Genomic DNA, 21,962 nt, shown 5'->3' on the forward strand with positions numbered 1-21,962 from the left:
CCTCGAAAGCCCCGGATCACCGGATCGAGAATTCGATGCGACGGCCGCTCTCGTCGACCGCCGCAGCGCCCGAGGCGGAGAGTCGCGCCGCTTCGACGCCCGCCTCGATGAGATAAGCGCGAACCGCCTCGGCGCGATGGAGGCCGATGGCCTCATTCTCCGCATTCGAGCCGGCGCCCGCGAAAAGTCCGACGATATCGACGGCCGCGCCCGGGCTGCGCAGCAGCACGAAAGCGAGAGCGTCGACGACTGGGAAGGATGTTTCCGCAATCGTGTTGTCCGCGCCGAAGGAGAGCCCTTTGGCCGCGGTCTCCGACAGAGCGGCGTAGAGCTGTGTCGGCGGAATCTCGTCCTTCGTCGCGAGGCCGAGCCGCGCGGCGTGCTCATAGCCCTCCGGCAGCTCGCGGAAGAGGCGCGCGCGAATGTCATATTGCGCCTTGGCGTTATAGGCCGCGCCTTCCACCGCCAGCTTGCGGTCGGAGAGCGCCGCGACGCCGGAGTCGAGCCGCGCCAGCGCCCGCAGAGCCGCGCTCGCCGCCTCGGCGAAGCCCTTGGGCGCGCCATCGGCTATTGCGAGATCGACCTCCACCGCATCGCCGAAATCACGCTTGGCCTGCTCGGCGATGCGCGCGCGCGTCGCCGCGTCCGGCGCGAAGCCGGCGAGCGAGAGCCCGCTCTCCTGCTTGCGCGCGGTGAGCACGAAAGGCGAGACCGCGCCCGCCGCCACGCTCACCTTGCCGAGGCCAAAGCTCTTCGGCAGCGCCGAGCGCAGGCTCGCCTCGACGGCAGAGGCGCCGACATTGGTCTTGCCCGAGCCTTCGATGGAGACGACGCCATCGGCGATGGAGGCCTTGCCGCTCGACAGCTTCGCGAGCTCGTGCAGAGCCGCGCTCGCCGCTGCGGCGAAATCGCCGGGCGCGCCGCCGGCGACGCGCGTCTGATCGCTCGCCTTGCCGAGACTGGCCGCCTCGGCGATGAGAGTCTCGCGCGTCGTCTCGCTCGGCGCATAGCCGAACAGCGAGACGATCTCGCCGGCCTTGGCGGCGCTCCAGACGAAAGGCGAGACGCGCGGCGGCGCGATCTCCGCCTTTACCACAACGCCCTCGGGCGGGGCTTTCAGCGCCGCCTCGGCGCGATCATAGCCCTCGAAGCTGGCGGCGGCGCCGGTGACGGAAAGCGAAGCGTCGCTGACCGACACTCTGCCGTCGCCGATGGCGTCCAGCAGAGCGACGCCATAGGATGTGAGCGCAGCGTAATTCTTGGGCGCGCCCAGCGCCGAGATGGACGTGTCGGAAAGCTCGAGGCCCTTGCCCGCCGCCGCGTCGCGAACGGCCGCGCGCTCGCCGGGGACGGGCGCATTGCCGGAGAGAGCGAGCGTCTTGCCCTTGCGCTCCAACGCGAAGACGAAAGGCTTGGCGAGAGGCGGGGGCGTGGTGGCGTCTAAGATGGAGCGCACGCCCTCCTGCAATTCGACGGTCCGGACGGCTTCGGCGACGGCGGCCGGCGAGAGGACGACGCCGGACAGGCGAATGTCGCGCCCGTCCACGGCGACGCTTGCGCCTTCGATCGCGCCGGGGGATTTGTCGAGCGCCGCGCGGACGCGATCGCCCAAATCTTTTTCGATCTTCTCGACGTCCGACGTCGCGACGATCGTGAACAAAGCGGCCAGCACGGGCAGGCCGATCCACCATTTCGTCGGCTGGATCATGGCTTCCGTCGCTCCCTGGGGCGAGAATCATTACGTAACCGGCACAGTTCTACCAGTCGAGAGGCCGCAGACCAACTCGAGGGAAGCGCGTTGCCGCGTCGCAGGAAGCCGATTCAGCCCTTTTTCTTGGACGGCTGCTCGCCCGGCTGGGGCGGCGGCGCGGGGTAGAGATCGATCGCCCGATCGATCGTCCAGAAGCAATCCAGCGCGCCGGAGGGGCGCACGCACCACAGCGGGCCGTCGCGCTGATCGACGTCAACCTTCTGATCGCGCATGAGCTGCACGCATTGGCCGGCCTGGAGCTTGCCGCGGAAATAGGCGGGGTCGTCCTTGGCCGCCTTGTCCGCGGCCGGACGAAAGGCGCGTTTTATGTCCGCCTGATCGCGGCAGGCGAGAACTGCGCCGCGCGCGGCCGCCGCCTGCGCCGCCGAGGCGAGGCCGAGCGTGGCGAGAATGGTGACGGCGACGACGGCGCAACGGGCGTACATGCCGCGAATCTAACGCATTGGCGCGGGCATTTCCAGCCGTGTCCGCGCTTGGAAATTCGGTGATTTTCGGCGCCGATCACGATTTTGCGGGGCCGGTCCGCCGCTCGATCTCGGTTTTCACCCTTTTCCACAGATCGATCGCGCGCGGCTTGGCCCATTCATAGCCCTCGATGGCGCGCGGACGCCCCCAATCATAGAGCGCGACGCTCCATTCGCCGAGCAGCCGGCCCGTCGCCTTGGCGAAATCGACGCCCTTGTCGAACCAGGGCAGGAATTGGCTGTCCGCCGGAATCTTGGCCCGCGCCCAGGCGACGGCGTCCGCGACGATCTGCGAGATCGCGCGCCAGAGCTGGTTCCAGGGCTCGTCCACCGGCGTGCTCGTCACCTTGTCGCGGTAACGCGCGAACTCTCCCGCGAGCGTCGACTTGGCGCGGCGCTCGTCGTCGAGCTGGCGCTGCAAAGCGGCGGCGCGCTTTTCCGCCTCCTGCGCCTGGCGCAGGCCGCCCTCGGCCTTTTGCGCGTTGCGCTTGGCCTCGAGCTGAGCGTCGTCGATCTCGCGGGTCGATTCGTCGACCTGCAGCGCCATCGACTCATATTTGGAGAGCACGTCGTCGCGCTGCTCGATGACGCTGCGCAGTAGCGAGACGAGCGCGTCGCGCCCGAGCTTGTCGTAATCCTCGCCGGCGGTCGGGGTCGCGGCCGCCACAGCGGCGCTTCTATTGCGATTGTCGGACAGTTCGGCCTCCATCGACTTTTTCGCGCCGCGGCCTATGCGCCGGCGCTTCGCCGATGTGGTTAGATAAGGAGGCGGCTGCCGCCGACCAGCCGTGCCTTCCCGTCACGACGGCGCGAGGAGAAACGCCTCACGGCGCGCGCTGGAACAGGCCGAAGGTCAAGAGCGCGCCAATGACGACCACGATGATGCGCAGCCATTTGTCTGGAATGTGATGCAACATGCGCGCGCCGGCCACGCCGCCGATCGTGGCGCCGAGCGAGGTGACGAGCGCCTGGAGAAGGTGCAGATCCGGCGAGAACAGAAATATCGCCACGGCCGAGGCGTTCATCACCGCGGCGAGCACATTTTTGGTCGCGGCGGCGATGCGCACATTCTGCCCCGCCATGGTCAGCGCCGCGACCATCAGAAAGCCGATGCCGCCGCCGAAATAGCCGCCATAGACGGAGATGAGGAATTGCGCCACGCCGGCGCCGCGCGTCGAAAGATGCGCATTGGCCTCGCCGGGCTTGCGCAGAAAGCTGCCATAAGCGAACACCACGGTCGCGAACAGAACCAGCCAGGGCACAAGCTTGGCGAAGAAGGCGGGCGGCGTCAGCAGCAAGATCACCGCGCCGACCGCCCCGCCGACGATGCTGATGATGAACAGCGTGCGCAGGCCGAGGCCCGCCGCGCCGCGCGAGAGATCGCGGCCCGTCCAGCCGGTGGCGACCTGCGCGGGAAACAGCGCGACGCAGGATGTGACATTGGCGGCGCGGGCGTCCATGCCGGTGAGCATGAGCATCGGCAAAGTGAGAAAGGAGCCGCCGCCGGCCAGCGCATTTTGCGCGCCCGCCCACATTGCGACGAAAAAGAGCAGAAACAGCAGCATGGATCGGGGCGCCTTTTAAACTTCCCAAACCCGATATTTCAGGTCGGGCTCTGGAAGGCAAGCCATAGCTCGAAATCAGTCTTTTCGGGACGCTTCGCCGCAGGGCCGCGCGGTCGATCCAGCCGCGAAGGCGCGCACCAGCCGCTCGAGCTCGCCCTCCAGCGCCGCCTCGGACATTGGCGCGAGCTTCTCCTCGAGGCCCAGCGAGACGACGCCATGCACGGCGGAAAACAGGGTGCGCGCGAGCAGGACGCGCGAGGCCGCGGGCTCCTCCGGCAGCAGTCGCGCCAACGGCGCCTCGACCAAAGCGAAAAGCCGACCTTGATCCTCGAGATACCAGGCCGGCGCGGCGCGGCCGCCGGCGAGCCTATGCTCGAACAGCGCCCGCCACAGCGCCTTATTGGCGCGGGCGAAGGAGAGATAGAAGCGCGACAGCCGCAGCAGCTCTTCCGCCGGCTCGGGCGCCGGGCCGGGCGGCGCCGCGAGGCCCTGCTCCAGACGCGCGAGCGTATCCGCGCCGATGCGCAGGATCAGATCGTCGAGATCGTCGAACACATTGTAGATCGCGCCGACGGCGCAGCCCGCGGCGGCGGCGAGATCGCGCGCCTTCAAATTCTGCAGCCCGCCCTCGGCTATGGCCGCGCGGCCCGCCGCCACCAGCCGCGCGCGCAGATCGGCGCGGCGCGCTGAGGTCTTGGCGCCGGGGCGTTCCGCGGATTCGGATTCAGTTTTTTGAACGTCGTTCATTTTTCTCTTGAGCGCTGTTCAGATCGTGCTATGGTCACGCCTGAACGATGTTCATAACAGGAGGCCACGAATGTTCAAGCCGCCTTTTCGATGACAGTGCGCGCGCTCGCGCCCCCTCCCCGACCCTCCCCCGCTTCGCGGGAGAGGGGGCAGACTCGGCGCTTCATCGAAAATTTCGCGTCACGTGCCGCTTTCCCTCTCCCGCCAAGCGGGGGAGGGTGAGGGAGGGGGCCGCCAGCTCCCGAGAATCTCATCGCCGCGGGCCGCGCCCGCGGCGTAGTATGTGCGGGCGCGCAACGCCTGCCGACCAACCCATCCTTAAACAGAATCGGCGAAACCTGCATGTTCTCGCCGCGCGCCGACGGAATTCACCCATGTCCGATCATCTGCTCCTCACCAAACGTTTCGCACCTTTGTTCTGGTGCCAGTTTTTCGCCGCCTTCAACGACAACTTCCTCAAGAACGCGCTCGTTCTGCTCATATTGTTCAAGATCGGCGGGCATGAGGGCGAGTCGCTCGTCACGCTGGCCGGCGCCATTTTCATCGCGCCCTATTTCGTTCTCTCGGCGCTCGGCGGACAGATCGCCGACAAATACGACAAGGCGCTGGTCGCGCGTCGCTTGAAATTCGTCGAGATGGGCGCGGCGCTGATCGCCGTCGCCGGCTTCGCGCTCTCCTCCGTTCCCGTGCTCTTCGCCGCGCTGTTTTCCTTCGGCGTGCTCGGCGCGCTGTTCGGCCCGGTGAAATACGGCATTCTTCCCGATCATCTGCGCCAGGAGGAATTGCCGGCCGGCAATGCGCTGGTGGAAGGCGCGACCTTCCTCGCCATACTCACCGGCACCATCGCCGGCGGCCTCGCCATGCATGGCGGCGGCGAACCGCTCATCACCACCATCGGCGTCACCGCCGCGGCCGTGGCCGCCTGGGGCGCCGCGCGGCTCATTCCCTCCACCGAGCGCGCCGCGCCCGATCTGCGCATCGACCCCAATATTCTGCGCTCCACCGCCGTGCTGCTGCGCGAATTGTGGAAGGACAAGCGGCTGTGGCGCGTCGGCGTGGTGACGGGAATTTTCTGGCTCGTCGGCGTCATCGCAATGTCGCTGCTGGCGCCGCTGGTGACGCATGTGATGCATGGCTCGGAGCTGGTCGTCACTCTGTTCCTCGCGGTCTTCGCCATCTCCATCGCGGTGGGCTCCGGCCTCGCCTCCTTCCTGCTCGCGGGCCGCATCGTGCTGCTGCCGGCGGCGATCGGCGCGGCGATCATCGCCGGCGCCTCGCTCGATCTCGGCTGGACTCTCGCGACGCTCACGCCGCAGGAGGCGACGACGCCGCTCGAGATCGCCGAATTCTTCGAGCTCTCCGGCGCCTGGCGCGTGACCATCGATCTCGCTTCTCTCGCCATCGCCGGCGGGCTGATGATCGTGCCGAGCTTCGCCGCGCTGCAGGCCTTTGCGCCGGCGCAAGAGCGCTCGCGCATCATCGCCGCGGTCAATGTGCTCAACGCCGCCTTCATGGCCGGCGGCGCCTTCGCCGTCGCGCTGCTGCAGAGCAAGGGCGTCTCCGTGCCGGATCTCTTCCTCGGCATGGGCGTCCTCATGGCGCTCGCTGCGATATGGATCTACAAAGCGGTCGTCGTCTCCCCTTTTCGTGACGCCCTGTCGATCATCTTCCGCGCCTTCTATCGGCTCGAGGTGAAAGGCTTCGGCAATTTCGCCAGGGCGGGCAAGAATCCGATCATCGCGCTCAATCATGTGAGCTTCCTCGACGCCGCCGCCATTCTCTGCGTGCTGCCGGTCGATCCCGTCTTCGCCATCGACTCGACGATCGCGACGAAATGGTGGGTGCGGCCCTTCCTGCGCTATGTGCGCGCCATTCCGCTCGATCCGACGCGCCCGCTCGGCACGCGCACGCTGGTCAATGCGGTGAAGAACGGCGATCCGCTGATCATCTTCCCCGAGGGACGCCTCACCGTCACTGGCAGCCTGATGAAGGTCTATGACGGCGCCGGACTCATCGCGGAAAAATCCGGCGCCTGGGTCGTGCCAGTGCGCATCGAAGGACCGGAAGCGACGATGTTCTCGCGTTTGACCCGCGAGCAGGCGCGCCGCCGCTTCTTCCCCAAATTCACGCTCACCGTGCTGGAGCCGACGCGGCTCGAGGTCGATCCCGCATTGCGCGGCAAGGCGCGGCGCATCGCCTCCGGCGCGGCGCTCTATGAGATCATGTCCGATCTCGTCTTCCGCACCAGCCCCATCGACCGCACGCTGCATCAGGCGCTCGTCGACGCAGCGCGCGAGCATGGCGCCGGCCGCGTCGCGATCCAGGACCCGATCACCGGCGCGCTCACCTATAAGCGCATCATGATCGGCGCCCATGCGCTCGGCCGCAAGCTGCAGCGCATTTCGCAAACGGGCGAGGCGCTCGGCGTCATGCTGCCCAATTCCAACGCCGCCGGCGTGACGATCTTCGCCGTCGTCGGCGCCGGGCGCGTCGCGGCCATGGTGAATTTCACCGCCGGCGCGGCGAACATCGCCTCGGGTCTCAAATCCGCGCAGGCGACGACGCTGCTGACCTCGCGCGCCTTTGTGGAGAAGGGCAAGCTCGACGCGCTGATCGCCGCGCTCGATAAGGAGTTCCGCATCGTCTATCTCGAGGATGTGCGCGGCGAGATCACGCGCGCCGACAAGCTCTCCGCTCTGCTGCGCCACAAGCGTCCGCTGGAGAAGCGGAGCCCCGACGATCCGGCGGCCATTCTCTTCACCTCCGGCTCGGAAGGCGCGCCCAAGGGCGTCGTGCTCTCGCACAAAAACCTGCTCGCCAACGCCGCCCAGGCTGCGGCGCGCATAGACTTCGGCCGCACCGACAAATTGTTCAGCGTGCTGCCGGTGTTCCATTGCTTCGGCCTCAATGTCGGCTTCATCCTGCCGATCGTCTCCGGCGTGCCGGTCTATTTCTACCCCTCGCCGCTGCACTATAAGATCGTGCCGGAGCTGGTCTACAACGCCAACGCCACAGTGCTGCTCGGCACCGACACATTCCTCAACGGCTATGCGCGCGTCGCGCATTCTTACGACTTCCGCTCGCTGCGCTATGTCATCGCCGGCGCCGAGCCGGTGAAGCAGGGAACGCGCGACGTCTATCTCGAGAAATTCGGCATTCGCATTCTCGAGGGCTATGGCGTCACCGAGACGGCGCCGGCGTTGGCGCTCAACACGCCCATGTTCAACCGCTTCGGCAGCGTCGGCCGGCTGCTGCCGGGCATGGAGCTGCGCCTCGAGACTGTTCCCGGCGTCGCCGAGGGCGGACGTCTCTTCGTGCGCGGCCCCAATGTGATGCTCGGCTATCTTTTGGCGGATAATCCCGGCGTGCTCGTGCCGCCGGCGCAAGGCTGGCACGACACGGGCGACATCGTCACCGTCGATGCGCAGGGCTATATAAAAATTCAGGGCCGCGCCAAGCGCTTCGCCAAGATCGGCGGCGAGATGATCTCGCTCGCCGCTGTGGAGACGCTCGCCGCGGAGCTGTGGCCCAATTCGCTGTCGGCAGCGGCGCGCGAGCTCGATCCGCGCAAGGGCGAGCGCATCGTGCTGGTGACGCAGCAAAAGGACGCCACACGTCCCGAGTTCCTCGCCTTCGCCAAATCGAAAGGCGCGTCAGAGCTGATGGTTCCGGCGGAATTCATGATCGTCGACAAATTGCCGCTGCTCGGCTCCGGCAAGCTCGACTTCGCGGGCGTCGCCACAATGGTGCGCGACCGCAACCGTTATGTTCTGCCCAGCCCACGCATTCCGAACGGCCTCGGCCGCATCGTCGGCGATGCGACGACGCAGAACGCCTGAGACGAAAGGTCGAAGACAATGGACTATCGCAAATTGGGCCGCACTGATCTTCGCGTGTCGGCGATCATGCTCGGCACCATGACCTGGGGCCAGCAGAACACCGAAGCGGAGGGACATGCGCAGCTCGACTATGCGCTCGATCGCGGCGTCAATTTCATCGACACGGCGGAAATCTACTCCATCCCGCCGCGCGCCGAGACGCAGGGCTCGACCGAGCGCATCATCGGCTCCTGGCTCGCGGCGCGAAAGAACCGCGACAAGGTGATATTGGCGACGAAAGTCTCCGGCCGCAGCGACAGCGCCTATCTGCGTCCCGAGGGCAAGGGAACCAGGCTCGATCGCAAGAACATCGGATATGCGATCGACGGATCGCTGAAGCGCCTGCAGACCGATTATGTCGATCTCTATCAGCTGCATTGGCCGGATCGCCCGCTGCCGCTGTTCGGCGCCGGCGGGACCATCTATCGCGCGCCGCCGAAACTCGATGAAATTCCCGTCGAGGAGACGTTGGAAGCGCTCGCCGATCTGGTGAAGGCCGGCAAGATTCGCCATGTCGCTTTGTCGAACGAGACGAGCTGGGGCGTCGCGCGCTTTTTGAGCGCGGCGGAGAAAGGCCATGGGCCGCGCGTCGTCTCGATCCAGAACGCCTACAACCTCATCAATCGCACTTTCGAGATCGGCCTCGCCGAATTCGCGACGCGCGAAGATGTGGGGCTTCTCGCCTATTCGCCTCTGGCGCAAGGCTATCTCACCGGCAAATACCAGAATGGCGCGCGTCCCGCCGGCGCGCGCACCACTCTGTTCGAGCGCGGCCAGCGCTATGAGAAGCCCGGCGTCACGCAGGCGATCGACGCCTATCTCGCGCTGGCGAAAGAGATCGGCGTGTCGCCGGCGAAGCTCGCCCTCGCCTTCGTCACCTCGCGTCCCTTCGTGACGTCGAACATCATCGGCGCGACGACGATGGCGCAATTGCAGGAAGATTTGGATTCGGTCGAGGTGACGATCACGCAGGAGATCGAAGCGCGCATCGACGAGATTCATCAGCTGCACAGCAATCCCGCGCCGTGAGGCGCAAGAGGAAAGCGCATCATGGACGTGCGACTGCGGCTCGCGCCGCTCGAGGAAAAGCGAGAGATCGCCGCTCTGCTGCGGCGCTATCTCATCGAGCTCGGCCCTTGGGGCTATGACGAGCCCGACAATTATCCTTTTCTCGATTCCTATTGGCGCGAGCCGCGTCGCTCTCCTTACGTGATCGAAGCCGATGGCGTCGCCGCCGGCTTCACCCTCGTCAACGCCATCTCTATCTCCGGCTATCCGGTCGAAGCTTCCATAGCGGAATTCTACGTGCTGCCGCATCTGCGCCGCGGCGGCTGCGGCGGCGCGGCGGCGCGCCAAGCCTTTCGCACGCGCGCCGGCTGGTGGGAGCTCTCTTTCCATCGCGACAATGCGGCGGCGTGCGCCTTCTGGCCGACGACCGCCGAACGCGCCGGCGGCAAGCGCATTCAGTTTTTCGACGTCGGCGAGAGCCGCATATTGCGCTTTCGTATGGCGCGCTGATCACTTCACCGGAATGAGCAGATCGGTGATCAGCCCTTCGGGCGGCGCGTCATAAGGCGTGTTGCGATAGATCTCGAGCGCCGGCCGATCGTCAGGCTCATGGCCGCTCGTCGGCAGCCATTCGCCATAGAGCCTCTGAAAGGCCACGGCGATGCCGCTATAAGGGCCGATGTGACGGTAGGAGGCGTAGCGCCCGCCGGGAATCTCGGCGATCGTCACCTCGCCCGAGGCCGCGACGCCATCTGGAAAAACCAGGCCGGCGCAATAGCGAAAGCCGCAATCTTCTTCCGGGTCGCCATAGCAGACGCCGATCGGATAGAGCGCCCGCCCGGCGAGGCCCGCCTGCATATGCCAGCGCCACAGGCTCGCCCATGTCTCCGGTATCGACGCCACCGGCCCCTTGTGCTCGAGGAGATGCGCGCGGATCGGCGCCAGCTCGACGATCTCGACATTCATGGCTGCGTCCTTTCTCATGACGACGATGGGGGAAGGCAAAGTGAAATCGGCGGCGGCGCGATGCGTCGCGCGAAACTGCGTAGGGCTCATGGCGACGAAGCCGCGAAAGGCGCGCGCGAAGCTCTGCGCATTCTCATAGCCCGCTTCCAATGCGATATCGGTGACGCTGCGCGCGCTCATCGCCAGCGCCCGCGCGGCGAGGGTGAGGCGGGCGCGGCGAATCGTGTCGGCGATGCTTTCGCCCTGCATGGCGCGATAGACGCGATGAAAATGAAAGGGCGAAAAATTGGCGAGCGCCGCCCACTCCTCGAGCGCGCGCGCTCGCGCGGGATCGCGAAAGATCGCCTCGGTGACGCGCGCGATGCGCCGCGCATAATCATTGCGTGTCGTCTGCTTCATGGATTTCACGAATAAATCAGCGCCGCGCCGGGCGCGTTGCAAGGATTGCTGATTTTCGTCCAATGCGCAAAAACCGCAATTGTCTCGGAATTATCGCATTTGTCGCGATGATCGCATCTCGGGCCGGGGCGAGCGAGAAGGATTTTGAAAATGCGTCTCATCGGAATGCTGGATTCGCCCTATGTCAGACGCGTCGCCGTATCGCTGAACGCATTCGGCCTGCCCTTCGTGCATGAGCCATTGTCGGTGTTTCGCGATTTCGACGCCTTCGCCGGAATTAATCCGATCGTAAAGGCGCCGACGCTGATCACCAACGAAGGGGTGACGCTGCTCGATTCGACTCTGATCCTCGATTATCTGGAACGCCTCGTCCCCGCCGAGCGGAGGCTCACGCCGGAACGGCCGGAGCATTTCTTGCGCGCGCAACGAATCATCGGGCTGGCGCTGGCGGCGAATGAGAAGACCGTGCAGCTCGTCTATGAGTCGAAGCGGCCCGACGAGAGGCGGCACGAGCCCTGGGTCGAGCGCGTCGAAGGCCAGCTTTTGGCGGCCTATCGCCTGCTGGAAAAAGAGGTCGCCGAGGTCGGGGAGAGCTTTCTCTTCGGCGCGCGCCTGCTGCAGCCGGATATAACGACGGCCGTCGCCTGGCGCTTCTCGCGCTTCGTGCTCGCCGATCGCCTCGAGCCTGCCGATTATCCGGCTCTCGCGAATTTTTCCCTACGCGCGGAGGCGCTGCCGGAATTCATCGCCGCGGATTTCGACTGAGGAATGCGAGCCTGAAGGCTCGCGGTCCGAAACGTCTCGGCCCCCGCGAGCCTTTCGGCGAAAATCAGCGGCCGATCTTCCCCAGCAGCCAGTCGAGCGCCTCGGGGAACACCAGCTCTTGCGTCGAGGCGATCTCCTCCGCGCTCCACCAATTCCAGCCGAGCACGTCGCTGCGCTCTATCTCGGTGAAGCCGCGCGTGTCGGGCGTGAACTCGCCCGTGCGAATGGCGTAGAAACGCTCGTCCGCCTGGAACCAATCCTCGCCGAGCTGCATCGGAAACTCGCGCGAGAAGACGATATCGCCGATCTCGACGTCGGTGAGCCCGGTCTCCTCGGCGAGCTCGCGGCGGGCGGCGGCGTCGAAGGTCTCGCCGGGCTCCAAAGCGCCGCCGATCGAGCCCCAGAAATGTGAATGTCCCTGCGCCACGAACACCGGCGACAGGCGCGTCGAATAGCGGAACAGAAGAACGCGATTCTGCTCGTCCAAAGGCAGCAGCCGCGCGGCCGGACGGCGCTCCAGCTTGCGCCCGTCATAGGGCATGACGACGCGCTCGCGCGCGCCCTCCTCCGCCCAGCGCTCGAGCGTCCAGCGTCCGTCCTCATAGAGGAACCAATTGGGCGCGGCGTGGAGCACGGGCGGATCGCGCTTCTCGGAGAGGCCGAGACCAGTCGCGAGGCGATAGCCTATGTCCAGCACGCCCGCATGGGCGACGACGAGCACCGTCTCGCCCGGATGCCGCGCAGCTATGGCGGTCAGCTCATCGCCGACGCGCGCGGCGAAAGCGGAGAGTGTCTCGCCGCCGGGAATGAGAAAATCCGCCTGACGCTGGCGATGCTTGGCGTGCTCGCTCGGAAAGGCGCGGTCGACATCGTCGAAAGTCATGCCGTGCCAGTCGCCATCGTCCTTCTCGCGCAGCGCGACGCTCGTCTCAATGGGTAGGCCGAGCCGGCGCGCCAGCGGCGTGACGGTCTGCACGGCGCGCTTGAGATCGCTGCTGTAGATGCGGTCGAAACGGGTGGAGTCGAGCTCGCGCGCCAGCGCCTCGGCCTGCGCCAGTCCTCTCACATTCAGGGGGATGTTCAGCTGCCCCTGAACGCGCCTCTCGAGATTCCAATTGGTTTCGCCGTGCCGTGCGAGACAGATGCGCGTGCGCGCCATTGACATTCTCCGGGATAGCCGCACGTCCTAGCGATGAAACGCCGTTCCGTCCAGCGGGACTGTGCGCCGCACAATGGCGGGCGACAAATCCTATGGGCGTCGCCGATTTCCTCCGTCGGCGCGCCGCGAGCGAACGGCCGCGTCCAAGCCGGCGCGAGAGCGCAGCCGCGGCCGCCCGCATCACTACAGCATTCTAGTGAATTAGTGATCCGCTCGCAGCACAAAGCGCGCGCGCAGGCGACGGAGCCCTTTCAGCGGCAGAATTTTTCCGCCCGGCGGCGGATTCGATGCTGGCGTTTTCCTTCTTGCGTGATAGTCGATATATCTATTCTATCCGCTTCGCCGTCATGGGTTTCGGCGCGCTCCCCTCGCGTTTCGCCATCGCGAAATCGCCTCGCTCGAGGCGCAGATCGCGAGACAGCCCATGGGGTTTGCCGACTTGCCGGAGGCGAGGCTCGCGCTCACTGCGGCGCGCGGACGGGAGAGATTGCGAACCGATGCTGTCCAACAAAGCGAAATACGGGCTCAAGGCGCTGATCCATCTCGCCGGCGCCGAAGGCCAGTGCCTCGCCGGCGACATGGCGGCGCAGAACAACATCCCGCGCAAGTTCCTCGACGCGATTCTGCTGGAATTGCGCAACGCCGGCATTCTCAACAGCAAGAAGGGCAAGGGCGGCGGCTATAATCTCGCCCGTCCGGCCGACAAGATCACCGTCGGCCAGATCATCCGCATTCTGGACGGGCCGCTCGCGCCCATCGCCTGCGCCAGCCGCACCGCCTATCAGCGCTGCAACGACTGCCCGGACGAGGACGCCTGCGCGATTCGCGATCTGATGCTGGATGTGCGCGACGCCATGGCGCTGATCCTCGATCGCACCAGCATCGCCTCGCTGCGCGGTAGGGGACGGCGATCGGCGCAAATCCTGCGCTGAGTCAGAGTCGTTTCGGTTCGAACCGAAACGACTCTATATCTCTTTGTTTGATCGTGTTTTCTTCACGCGAACCGGTTCCCGCTTCGCTCGAAAACACTCTACCCTCTCCATAAAGACTGGAGAAGGTGGGGCGGCCCGCGCCCCGCGCCGAGCGCGAGCGTGTCGGCAGCGCCGAGCGCCTCTGTCAGAAAATCCTTGGCCGAGCGAATCGCCGGGACCAGCTCGGCGCCATGCGCCAGATGCGCCGCTATGGCGGAGGAGAGCGCGCAGCCCGTGCCGTGCAGATTCCGCGTCGCCACGCGCGCCCCGTGGAACTCGTGAACATCCTCGCCCTCGACGAGAATATCGAGCGGCTCGCCCGAAAGATGCCCGCCCTTCATCAGCACGGCCCGGGCGCCGCGCGCCACGAGCGCCCTTCCCTGCTCCAACATCTCCCGCGGCGTGGCGGCCTCTGGCGCGCCGAGCAGGGCGGCCGCCTCCGGCAGATTGGGCGTGACCAGAGCCGCGAGCGGAAAGAGCCGCGCGATCACGGCCTCGACCAGCCCGGCGGAGGAGAGCGAATCCCCGCTCGTCGCGACCAGCACGGGATCGAGAACGATGCGCTGCGCGCCGGCGCGGGCGAGGGAGTCCGCCGCCGCCTGCGCTATGGCGGGCTCGGCCAGCATGCCGATCTTGACCGCATCCACTTCGATATCGGCGAAGATCGCGTCGATCTGCGCGGCGACAACCGGAGCCGGAACCGCATGGACGAGGCTGACGCCGCGCGTGTTCTGCGCGGTCAGCGCCGTGATCGCCGCCATGCCATAGCAGCGCAGCGCCGAAAATGTCTTGAGATCGCCCTGCACGCCGGCGCCGCCGCTCGGATCGGAACCGGCGATCGACAGAACCTTGGGAATTTGGGCGGCCATCTCGCCTCCCGCTCTTTGTCTTATTTTTTCGGCAGCGTCAGCACGCCGGCGACGCCATTCTCGGCGCCGACGAGGAGCCGCGTTCCCTTGGCGTCCCAGCTCAGAGCCGAAATGCGCGCCGGCTCGCCTCGGTCCGGCGCGCGCACCAGCAGCTCGGAGGCGTCGGTGAGGCGGCAGAGCATTACCATTCCATCCTCATAGCCGATCGCCACGGCGAGCGCGCTCGGATGGAAGGCGACGCGCGTCACCTTCACCTCCGGCCGCACGCCACATTCGCGCGGCGGCTCGCCCATCGGCCCGTCCTTGGATTGGAAGGGCCAGACGACGCAGGCGTCGGCGCCGGAAGTGGCGAGCCATTTGCCGTCATGCGACCAGGAGAGCGAACGCGTCTTCGCCGGATAGCCGGCCATGCGCATATTCTTGCCGTCGGAAACGCGCCAGCCATGCAGCATGTTCTCCTGCATGGTGGTGAGCACGAATTTACCGTCCGGTGAGACCGTCGCGTCGATATGCGAGCCCTTCCACTCCAGAAACTCCGGCGCGCCCGCATTGGGGAACCACAGCGAGACGCCGTTGTAATGAGCGATGGCGAGCCGATAGCCCTTGGGAAAAAAGGCGATTCCGCGCGAGCTCGACGGCAGCGGCAGCGTCTTGACCTCGCCCTTTGGCGTGCGCGCGCGCAGCTCTCGGCCGACGGACCAGGCGAGCGTCCCCTCGAAGCGGGCGGCGACGGCGTCGATCCATTTGCCCTTCTCATCGGCGATGATCTCGCGGCCGCCGGCGCTGTCGGACGCGACGACGAGGCCGTCGTCGCCGCCGGTGATCAGCCGCCGCCCGTCGATGGCCGCCGCCAATATGGCGCCGTCCGCATGGGCGACGAGATGGCGAATCTCGTCCCCATTCGGAAAGGCGAGCCGTCCATCGGCCAGCGCCAGCACGGGCGTCTCCCCGAGAAAGGCGGCGGCGACGACCTCCGCGCCGGCGTCGAAGGGCGTGAAAGCGGAAGTGAGGGAGGGAGCAGCGCCAAAGGTCACGATCAGGAACGCCTCGGGAAAAGCCGCGGCGGCGCGGCCCCTTCTCTATAACGGATTTGCGGGGCCGGGCTCAAATGGCGCGGCGGTGGCGCCGTTCTTTCATGCAAGCTGGGTTTCGAGCCGGCAGGGAGGAGCCCAATGCAGCAAAAGCCCGACAGCGACGATTATCTCGCTCTTTTCGGCCGCTACAAGGAGGATTTCGGGGACGTCTACATGGACCCGGAGGACGAGCGCTTCCGGCTGCTCTTCGACCAGATCTGCCGCATGCTCATGCAGCCTTCCTCTTTCAACCTCAGCCTGCCCGAGCAATTTCGAACGACCGCCTCCCGCTATCTGGCCGGCGACCCTCACACGGTCGCCCATATGAAGACGATCGAGAACCGCCATTTCATGCTCAGCGACCTTTTCGACTACATCCATCTCGTGAAGACGATGGGCGGCTCCTGGGATCAGCGCGGCCGGTGACTCTATATTTCTTTGTTCGGTCACGCGGCGGAGGCCGCCGTCGGCGCCGACGCGTCGGCGGCCATTGCGAGAAAAGCGCCGAGCGGCATCGGCCGGCCGAACAGAAAGCCCTGCAGGCGCTGGCAGCCGGCTAGGCCGAGCACGTAAGCCTGCTCCTCTGTCTCCACGCCCTCGGCGGTCACGGCCATGTCGAGCGCATTGGCCATGTGAATGGCGCCGGCGACGAGCACGCCGGTCGATTTCTCGATCGTCACCCGATCGACGAGCGATTTGTCCAGCTTGATACGGTCGAAGCCATATTTCCGCAGATAGGCGATGCTGGTGTAGCCGGCGCCGAAATCATCCAGCGCCACGGCGACGCCCAGCGTCTTCAAAAAGGCGATCACCGCCGCCGCCCGCTGCGGATGGTCGATCAGATAGCCCTCCGTGACCTCGAGCTCGAGACGCGCGGAGGAAAAGCCGGTCTCCAGCAATGTCCGCATCACCGCGCGCTCGAAATCAGGATCGCGGAACTGGGCCGGCGAGACATTGACGGCGACCTTGATCGCCTCGACATCGAGAAAATCCTCGCAGGCCCGGCGCAGCACGAAGAGGCCGAGCTGATTGATGAGCCCGCTGCGTTCGGCGACCGGCACGAATTGATCGGGCGTGAGCTCGCCCTCCGGCCGCCGCGGCCAGCGCACCAGCGCCTCGACGGCGACGACGCGATTTTCCGCCGCGCCGACGATGGGCTGATAGACCACATCGAGCTCGTCGGCGCGGAGGGCGCGGCGCAGCTGATCCTCTATGTCCTGCTGGCGCTGGCGCTCGAGATCGAGATCGGGCGTGTAGATCCTCATGCCCGATTTGCCATTGGCCTTGACGTGATACATAGCGATATCAGCGCGGCGGAACAGCTCCTGCGCGTCGCAGCCGTCCGCCTCCGTGCAGCAGACGCCGACGCTCGCGCCGATCTGCACCGCGCGATCGCCGATACGGATCGGACGCGCGAGAACCGTGAGCGCGCCGCTGGCGAAGGCGCGCGCCGCGCGCTCGGCGTCCGCGGCCGAGACCACCGCCGCGAACTCGTCGCCGCCGACGCGCGCCAGCATCGCGCCCTCGGGCAGAACGCGGAGGAACTCTTTGGCCACTATGTCGATCAGCCGATCGCCGGTCGAATGTCCGTAAGTGTCGTTGACGTCCTTGAAGCCATCGAGATCGATATAGACGACGGCGGTCGGCGGCGCGCCGGCGCCGCGGCTGCACTGGTCGAGCCTGGTCATCAGCGCGCGGCGATTGGGCAGGCCGCTCAGAGCGTCCATATTGGCGAGACGCGAATTCTCGTCGCTGAGCCGCTGCGTCTCCGCCTGCTTCTCGAGCAGCGAGCGGCGCGAGGCCACGAGATGCGCGAAATCGCGATAATAGATCATCAATATCGCGATCATGCCGACGGCGGCGAGCGCCAGATTGACCGCCGCCGCGCGAAAATGCCCATCATCGGCGAAGAAGAAGAACAGGCTGAAAGGCGCGACGCCGACCAAGGTCACGTTGAGCGCCGCCGACCGAAGATGCATCAGGCAGAAGTTGCAGCTGATCATCGTCAAGGCCAGGAAGAAGACGATCTGCGCCTTCGCATAGGCGTCGCCCTCGCCATAGGTGTAGAGCGACAGGCCCCAGGCGGTGAAGGCCACGGCGATGAAGAAAGCCAGTCTATTGGTGCGCTGCATGTGGCGGATGGCGATGTCGTCCGGCACTTGCGAGCGCCCGATCCGCCACCAGGCGACGCCACGCAGAAGGCAAAGGGCGCAGAGCGCGCTCGGCGCATAGACGGATAGCCAAGGATGACCGAATTTCGCGAAGGTGAACATCACAGCGAGCGCATTGGTCGCCAGGATGAAATAGAGAAGCGGGATCTGCCGCGCGAATGCGCGAAACTGCGCGCGAATCAGCTCCACGTCGTCGGTCGGAACGCTGAACAAATAATGTAGTTTTCTGATGAGATTATTCTTCAAGATCAACGACCTTTCAGGCGCTCGTCACCCGTAAATCGAAAAATGGCCGCACCGGAAGCTTAGACAGGAACGGTGGCGAACTGGTTAAGATCGAGAAAACAATTCCACTGCGACGATGCAACGCGACGTCGCCCGGCGGAGGCCTGGACGAAACGCGAAACGGACCAATGTCATGCGGGGGCCGGCTCCCCCGTCGGAGAGCCGTCGCCTCGCGGCATTCGAAAATTCCGAGGAGCCAAGCATGAGCACGAGCAGCGTATCCGGCGATCCGTTTCGCGGCAGCCCGTTCGATCTGAACAAGCTCGAGGCGAAGAACGCTATTCTCGCCCATAATTGGTGGGCTATCGGCCTGCGCGGCCTCGCGGCGATCATCTTCGGGCTCATCGCCGTGTTCCAGCCCGGCGTGACCATATTGTCGCTGGTGCTGGTCTTCGCGATCTTCGCGGCCGTGGACGGCATAGCGACGATCGTCGCCGCCGTGCGCGCCGCGCGGCAGGGCGAGGCTTGGCTGTTTCTCTTCCTCGCCGGATTGGTGAAGATCGCCGCCGGCGCCTTCGCGGCCTTCTGGCCGGGCATCACCGCCCTCATCTTCGTGGCCGTTTTCGGCGCGGGCGAGGTCGTCGGCGGCGCGCTGACCTTCGGCTCGGCGCTCGATCTGAAGGAGGATCACGGCCGCTGGTGGCTGGCGCTGGGCGGCCTGCTGGCCGTGGTGTTCGGCCTGTTCCTGCTGCTGACGCCGGTCATCGGCGCGGTGGTGCTCACCTGGTGGGTCGGCATCTACGCCATAGCGCTCGGCATTGTGGAGCTGATCCTGGCCTTCCGGCTGCACGCCCGCCATGTCGAGCATCCGCCGCTGGCGCATCCGCAGGGCGCGTGATCGCCGGATCGGACAAAAAAATCGGGGCGCCCGCAGCCACAGGCGCCCCGTGCCCCCTTCCCGCCCCCGCGGAAAGCTCGAAAAATCAGTCGATCGAGGAAATCTTGATCGGCGAATCGAGATCGGCGTGCACGACCTTGAGGCCCGCCTTGGCGACGGCGGCCTCATCGGCGTACCAGGTCGACTCATGGTCGAGTCCGCCGTATTTGTTGAAGACCATCACATATTTGGCCTTCAGATCCACCTCGCAGCGCAGCCCTTTGCCGGGCTGGCCGATGGGCCGCATCTTGCCGTCCCAATCGATGAAATAGCCCCCGGTCTCTTCGGACATTTCCTGTTCCCTTTCGGACATTTGTCTCCGTGTCCGCGAGGAAGCACGTTTCAGGCCAGAGAGGTCGGGAGCGATTATTCGCTGCTCGCTCATATTGCAGAGCCCCTCGCATTTCCCTAACTTCCGCTCATGACTCTCTCCCCCGCCCTTTCCATCACCCGCGATCTCCTTCGCTGCCCCTCCGTCACCCCGGCCGACGCCGGCGCGCTCGGCGTGCTCGAGCAGCGCTTGAAAGAGGCGGGCTTCACGACGCATCGGCTCGTCTTCAAAGAGGAAGGCACGCCGGATATCGACAATCTCTTCGCCAAGATCGGCGAGGGCCGGCCGCATCTCGTCTTCGCCGGCCATACGGATGTGGTGCCGAGCGGCAATCCCGAGCGCTGGCGCTTCGATCCCTTTTCCGGCGAGATCGCCGACGGCAAGATTTTCGGCCGCGGCGCCTCCGATATGAAGGGCGGCATCGCCGCCTTCGCCGCCGCCGCAATCGATTATGTGAAGGAGCATGGCGCTCCCAAGGGCGCCATCTCCTTCCTCATCACCGGCGACGAGGAAGGCCCCGCCGTCAATGGCACGGTGAAGATGCTCGATTGGGCGAAAGCGCATGGCGAGGTCTTCGACCATTGCATCGTGGGCGAGCCGACCAATGTCAAAGAGCTCGGCGACACGATCAAGATCGGCCGGCGCGGCTCGCTCAACGGACGCCTCACCGTGCGCGGCAAGCAGGGCCATTCCGCCCATCCGCATCGCGCCGACAATCCCACGCCCGCCGTGGCGCGCATCGTCACCGCTCTTTCGACTCATGTCTTCGACGAAGGAACGGAGCATTTCGACCGCTCCAATCTCGAGGTGACGTCGATCGACATCGGCAATCAGGCGGCCAATGTCATCCCCGGCGAAGCGCGCGCGCGCTTCAACATTCGCTTCAACAATGTGTGGACGCTGGAAACGCTGCAGGCGGAAATCCGCCGCGTGATCGAGACGGCCGCGGGGGGCGCGAAAGTGGAGGTGGAGTTCCTGCCCTGCAATTCTCTGCCCTTCCTCACAGCGCCGGGCGATTTCAGCACGCTGGTCGCCGGCGCGATCGAGGAGATGACGGGCCGCCGTCCGGGCCTTTCGACCAGCGGCGGAACCTCGGATGCGCGCTTCATCACGCGCGATTGCCCGGTGCTGGAGTTCGGCCTCCTCAACGAGTCGATCCATGCGGTGGACGAGCATGCGTGCGTCGCGGATGTCGATGGGCTGACGGCGATCTACAAGCGCATCATCGAGACTTATTTCACGCGCTGAGGCCCCGAAACAACAAAGGTTCGCGCTCCCTTCTCCCGCGCAGGGGGAGAAGGTGGCCCGACGAAGTCGGGTCGGATGAGGGCTCGCGCCGCCACAGCATTATCTACAATTCAGAGCGCAGCAAACCCGCAGCGGCCCTCATCCGACCTCGCTTCGCGAGGCCACCTTCTCCCACAAGTGGGAGAAGGGGAGCACGCCCTCACTGCGCCAGCGCCTGCGCCGCCGGCACGGCGAGCGTCCATTCGAAGCCGTCGGGCGGAAAGCCGATCGTCGCCTCGCCGCCCAGCGCCTGCGCGACGAGGCGCTTGATGACCTTGTGGCCGAAGCCTTCGGACGGCGCCTCGGAAACAACCGGACCGCCGAACTCGCGCCACTCCACCACAAAGCGCCCGTCCTCGAGGCGCCAATGCAGCTCAATGCGCCCGTCCGGCTGCGCCAGCGAGCCATGCGTCAGCGCATTCACCGAAAGCTCGTGCAATGCGAGGCCGATGTTCTGCGCGGCCTCCGGCTTCAGCATAAGATCGGGACCGCCGGCGCGCGTCTGCTCCTCGACGCAGCCGACGTCGAGACAATAGGACAATTGCGCGCGCGCCAGCTCGACCATGGATGCGCCGCGCCAGTCCTGCGACACGAGAAGATCATGCGCCATGGAGAGCGCCTGCAGACGCGCGGCGAATTTGCGTTGGAAATCGGCGAGCGAAGGCGCGCCCGCCGCCGTCTGCCGCGCCATGGCCTGCACCACGGCGAGAAGATTTTTGGAGCGATGCACCAGCTCGCGCAGCAGCACATGGACATGATCCTCGCGCCGCTTGCGATCGGTTATGTCGCGCGCCGTGCCGATGATGCGCGCGGCGCGTCCGCCTTCGAAGAAAGTGCGGCCGCGCACCGCGATCCAGCGCTCGACGCCGTCGGTCTGGCCGATGACGCGATATTCCGCCTCATAATCGCCGAGCTCGCCGGGATCGAGCGCGGCCTGAACGGCCTCGCGCGTCTGCGCCTTATCGTCCTTGTGCTTGTCGTCCTTATGCATCGCATTGCGGAAAATCTCGAAGCTGCCCGGCGCATCGTCCGGCAGCGCCCAGAGCGCGCGCACGCGCGAATCGAGATGCACCTCGCCGGTGACGAGATCCCAATCCCAAATTCCGGTGAGGCTCGCGTCGAGCGCCATGCGCATGCGCTCGAGCGCCAGAGCTTCGTCGCGATCGTCCCGCCGCTGCGGCGCAGACGACTCGCTTCTTCCGTCGATGTCCGTCAAGCTCGACCTCTCGACGCCCGCCGCCCGCTTCGAGTGGCGCGGACCATAGCCCAATGGCCTCCGGCGGGCGAGAAAATCATTTCCAAATCACTCGTCGCCAATGCGCTCCCAATGCGCTCCATTGCACGAAACGGTAAACGTCGCCGCCCGGGCCGCGGTT

The 21,962-nt window shown here is 65.9% G+C and carries 20 protein-coding genes; 8 read left to right on the top strand and 12 right to left on the bottom strand.

What is annotated here, in order from left to right; genetic code table 11:
• Positions 1 to 16: 16 nt before the first annotated feature.
• The 5 genes from METLW3_RS0116015 to METLW3_RS0116035 form a co-directional block, all read right to left on the bottom strand.
• Positions 17 to 1,708: an OmpA family protein gene (locus tag METLW3_RS0116015; protein ID WP_024880875.1), complete on the bottom strand. Its 1,692-nt coding sequence runs from the start codon at positions 1,706 to 1,708 to the stop codon at positions 17 to 19.
• 113 nt (positions 1,709 to 1,821) lie between these two features.
• Entirely contained in the window at positions 1,822 to 2,196 is a 375-nt protein-coding gene (locus METLW3_RS0116020) for a hypothetical protein (RefSeq protein WP_024880876.1), read from the bottom strand.
• A 76-nt stretch (positions 2,197 to 2,272) separates the two neighbouring features.
• Positions 2,273 to 2,944: a hypothetical protein gene (locus tag METLW3_RS0116025; protein WP_024880877.1), complete on the bottom strand. Its 672-nt coding sequence runs from the start codon at positions 2,942 to 2,944 to the stop codon at positions 2,273 to 2,275.
• Between the two features lie 115 nt (positions 2,945 to 3,059).
• Positions 3,060 to 3,800 carry a sulfite exporter TauE/SafE family protein gene (locus METLW3_RS0116030; RefSeq protein WP_157096363.1) on the bottom strand — a complete coding sequence of 247 codons (741 nt, stop codon included), beginning with the start codon at positions 3,798 to 3,800 and terminating at the stop codon, positions 3,060 to 3,062.
• Positions 3,801 to 3,875: 75 nt separating this feature from the next.
• Positions 3,876 to 4,547 (bottom strand): TetR-like C-terminal domain-containing protein, encoded by a 672-nt coding sequence (locus tag METLW3_RS0116035; RefSeq protein ID WP_024880879.1) that lies wholly within the window; start codon positions 4,545 to 4,547, stop codon positions 3,876 to 3,878.
• A gap of 374 nt (positions 4,548 to 4,921) precedes the next feature.
• Between METLW3_RS0116035 and METLW3_RS0116040 the strand changes: the two genes are divergently transcribed.
• Genes METLW3_RS0116040 through METLW3_RS0116050 form a run of 3 tightly spaced genes read left to right on the top strand, consistent with a single transcriptional unit; the run spans position 4,922 to position 9,943 of the window.
• Positions 4,922 to 8,386 carry an acyl-[ACP]--phospholipid O-acyltransferase gene (locus tag METLW3_RS0116040; protein ID WP_024880880.1) on the top strand — a complete coding sequence of 1,155 codons (3,465 nt, stop codon included), beginning with the start codon at positions 4,922 to 4,924 and terminating at the stop codon, positions 8,384 to 8,386.
• Between the two features lie 18 nt (positions 8,387 to 8,404).
• A complete protein-coding gene (locus tag METLW3_RS0116045; RefSeq protein WP_024880881.1) occupies positions 8,405 to 9,454 on the top strand; it encodes an NADP(H)-dependent aldo-keto reductase in 1,050 nt (349 codons plus the stop codon).
• A 21-nt stretch (positions 9,455 to 9,475) separates the two neighbouring features.
• Positions 9,476 to 9,943, top strand: a complete 468-nt coding sequence (locus tag METLW3_RS0116050; RefSeq protein WP_024880882.1) for a GNAT family N-acetyltransferase — start codon at positions 9,476 to 9,478, stop codon at positions 9,941 to 9,943.
• Here METLW3_RS0116050 and METLW3_RS0116055 read toward each other — a convergent pair whose 3' ends face one another.
• Complete coding sequence (locus METLW3_RS0116055) at positions 9,944 to 10,798, bottom strand: AraC family transcriptional regulator (protein WP_024880883.1); 855 nt, start codon at positions 10,796 to 10,798, stop codon at positions 9,944 to 9,946. It abuts the gene before it with no gap.
• A gap of 150 nt (positions 10,799 to 10,948) precedes the next feature.
• On the opposite strand from METLW3_RS0116055, the gene METLW3_RS0116060 reads away from it, so the two are divergent.
• Positions 10,949 to 11,563 carry a glutathione S-transferase gene (locus tag METLW3_RS0116060; protein WP_024880884.1) on the top strand — a complete coding sequence of 205 codons (615 nt, stop codon included), beginning with the start codon at positions 10,949 to 10,951 and terminating at the stop codon, positions 11,561 to 11,563.
• Positions 11,564 to 11,627: 64 nt separating this feature from the next.
• Here the strand turns inward: METLW3_RS0116060 and METLW3_RS0116065 are convergent, their stop codons facing one another.
• Complete coding sequence (locus METLW3_RS0116065; protein ID WP_024880885.1) at positions 11,628 to 12,722, bottom strand: histidine phosphatase family protein; 1,095 nt, start codon at positions 12,720 to 12,722, stop codon at positions 11,628 to 11,630.
• Positions 12,723 to 13,219: 497 nt separating this feature from the next.
• Here METLW3_RS0116065 and METLW3_RS0116070 point away from each other — a divergent pair, with 497 nt between their 5' ends.
• Complete coding sequence (locus METLW3_RS0116070; RefSeq protein WP_024880886.1) at positions 13,220 to 13,654, top strand: Rrf2 family transcriptional regulator; 435 nt, start codon at positions 13,220 to 13,222, stop codon at positions 13,652 to 13,654.
• Between the two features lie 98 nt (positions 13,655 to 13,752).
• Here METLW3_RS0116070 and thiD read toward each other — a convergent pair whose 3' ends face one another.
• Together thiD and METLW3_RS0116080 are read right to left on the bottom strand one after the other, a co-directional pair.
• Entirely contained in the window at positions 13,753 to 14,562 is an 810-nt protein-coding gene (gene thiD, locus METLW3_RS0116075) for a bifunctional hydroxymethylpyrimidine kinase/phosphomethylpyrimidine kinase (RefSeq protein ID WP_024880887.1), read from the bottom strand.
• A 20-nt stretch (positions 14,563 to 14,582) separates the two neighbouring features.
• The gene (locus METLW3_RS0116080; RefSeq protein ID WP_024880888.1) at positions 14,583 to 15,596 is read right to left on the bottom strand and encodes a WD40 repeat domain-containing protein; all 1,014 of its coding nucleotides are present in this window, start codon (positions 15,594 to 15,596) and stop codon (positions 14,583 to 14,585) included.
• Between the two features lie 138 nt (positions 15,597 to 15,734).
• Here METLW3_RS0116080 and METLW3_RS0116085 point away from each other — a divergent pair, with 138 nt between their 5' ends.
• Complete coding sequence (locus METLW3_RS0116085; RefSeq protein WP_024880889.1) at positions 15,735 to 16,061, top strand: hypothetical protein; 327 nt, start codon at positions 15,735 to 15,737, stop codon at positions 16,059 to 16,061.
• Positions 16,062 to 16,081: 20 nt separating this feature from the next.
• Here METLW3_RS0116085 and METLW3_RS0116090 read toward each other — a convergent pair whose 3' ends face one another.
• Complete coding sequence (locus METLW3_RS0116090) at positions 16,082 to 18,058, bottom strand: EAL domain-containing protein (protein ID WP_024880890.1); 1,977 nt, start codon at positions 18,056 to 18,058, stop codon at positions 16,082 to 16,084.
• A 235-nt stretch (positions 18,059 to 18,293) separates the two neighbouring features.
• On the opposite strand from METLW3_RS0116090, the gene METLW3_RS0116095 reads away from it, so the two are divergent.
• Positions 18,294 to 18,929: an HdeD family acid-resistance protein gene (locus METLW3_RS0116095; protein WP_024880891.1), complete on the top strand. Its 636-nt coding sequence runs from the start codon at positions 18,294 to 18,296 to the stop codon at positions 18,927 to 18,929.
• Positions 18,930 to 19,014: 85 nt separating this feature from the next.
• Here the strand turns inward: METLW3_RS0116095 and METLW3_RS0116100 are convergent, their stop codons facing one another.
• Complete coding sequence (locus tag METLW3_RS0116100) at positions 19,015 to 19,260, bottom strand: hypothetical protein (protein WP_018266465.1); 246 nt, start codon at positions 19,258 to 19,260, stop codon at positions 19,015 to 19,017.
• A 129-nt stretch (positions 19,261 to 19,389) separates the two neighbouring features.
• Between METLW3_RS0116100 and dapE the strand changes: the two genes are divergently transcribed.
• Entirely contained in the window at positions 19,390 to 20,547 is a 1,158-nt protein-coding gene (dapE, locus tag METLW3_RS0116105; RefSeq protein WP_024880892.1) for a succinyl-diaminopimelate desuccinylase, read from the top strand.
• Positions 20,548 to 20,746: 199 nt separating this feature from the next.
• On the opposite strand, the gene METLW3_RS0116110 is transcribed toward dapE, so the two are convergent.
• Positions 20,747 to 21,802 carry a sensor histidine kinase gene (locus METLW3_RS0116110; RefSeq protein WP_024880893.1) on the bottom strand — a complete coding sequence of 352 codons (1,056 nt, stop codon included), beginning with the start codon at positions 21,800 to 21,802 and terminating at the stop codon, positions 20,747 to 20,749.
• Positions 21,803 to 21,962: the final 160 nt, after the last annotated feature.

This window comes from Methylosinus sp. LW3, from assembly GCF_000527115.1.
In the GTDB taxonomy this organism is placed as follows: Bacteria; Pseudomonadota; Alphaproteobacteria; order Rhizobiales; family Beijerinckiaceae; genus Methylosinus.

Bases quoted from the DNA above. Each gene is read 5' to 3' on its own strand.
- METLW3_RS0116015 (WP_024880875.1), bottom strand. From the start codon at position 1,708: ATGATCCAGCCGACGAAATGGTGGATCGGCCTGCCCGTGCTGGCCGCT.
- METLW3_RS0116020 (WP_024880876.1), bottom strand. From the start codon at position 2,196: ATGTACGCCCGTTGCGCCGTCGTCGCCGTCACCATTCTCGCCACGCTC.
- METLW3_RS0116025 (WP_024880877.1), bottom strand. From the start codon at position 2,944: ATGGAGGCCGAACTGTCCGACAATCGCAATAGAAGCGCCGCTGTGGCG.
- METLW3_RS0116030 (WP_157096363.1), bottom strand. From the start codon at position 3,800: ATGCTGCTGTTTCTGCTCTTTTTCGTCGCAATGTGGGCGGGCGCGCAA.
- METLW3_RS0116035 (WP_024880879.1), bottom strand. From the start codon at position 4,547: ATGAACGACGTTCAAAAAACTGAATCCGAATCCGCGGAACGCCCCGGC.
- METLW3_RS0116040 (WP_024880880.1), top strand. From the start codon at position 4,922: ATGTCCGATCATCTGCTCCTCACCAAACGTTTCGCACCTTTGTTCTGG.
- METLW3_RS0116045 (WP_024880881.1), top strand. From the start codon at position 8,405: ATGGACTATCGCAAATTGGGCCGCACTGATCTTCGCGTGTCGGCGATC.
- METLW3_RS0116050 (WP_024880882.1), top strand. From the start codon at position 9,476: ATGGACGTGCGACTGCGGCTCGCGCCGCTCGAGGAAAAGCGAGAGATC.
- METLW3_RS0116055 (WP_024880883.1), bottom strand. From the start codon at position 10,798: ATGAAGCAGACGACACGCAATGATTATGCGCGGCGCATCGCGCGCGTC.
- METLW3_RS0116060 (WP_024880884.1), top strand. From the start codon at position 10,949: ATGCGTCTCATCGGAATGCTGGATTCGCCCTATGTCAGACGCGTCGCC.
- METLW3_RS0116065 (WP_024880885.1), bottom strand. From the start codon at position 12,722: ATGGCGCGCACGCGCATCTGTCTCGCACGGCACGGCGAAACCAATTGG.
- METLW3_RS0116070 (WP_024880886.1), top strand. From the start codon at position 13,220: ATGCTGTCCAACAAAGCGAAATACGGGCTCAAGGCGCTGATCCATCTC.
- thiD (WP_024880887.1), bottom strand. From the start codon at position 14,562: ATGGCCGCCCAAATTCCCAAGGTTCTGTCGATCGCCGGTTCCGATCCG.
- METLW3_RS0116085 (WP_024880889.1), top strand. From the start codon at position 15,735: ATGCAGCAAAAGCCCGACAGCGACGATTATCTCGCTCTTTTCGGCCGC.
- METLW3_RS0116095 (WP_024880891.1), top strand. From the start codon at position 18,294: ATGAGCACGAGCAGCGTATCCGGCGATCCGTTTCGCGGCAGCCCGTTC.
- METLW3_RS0116100 (WP_018266465.1), bottom strand. From the start codon at position 19,260: ATGTCCGAAGAGACCGGGGGCTATTTCATCGATTGGGACGGCAAGATG.
- dapE (WP_024880892.1), top strand. From the start codon at position 19,390: ATGACTCTCTCCCCCGCCCTTTCCATCACCCGCGATCTCCTTCGCTGC.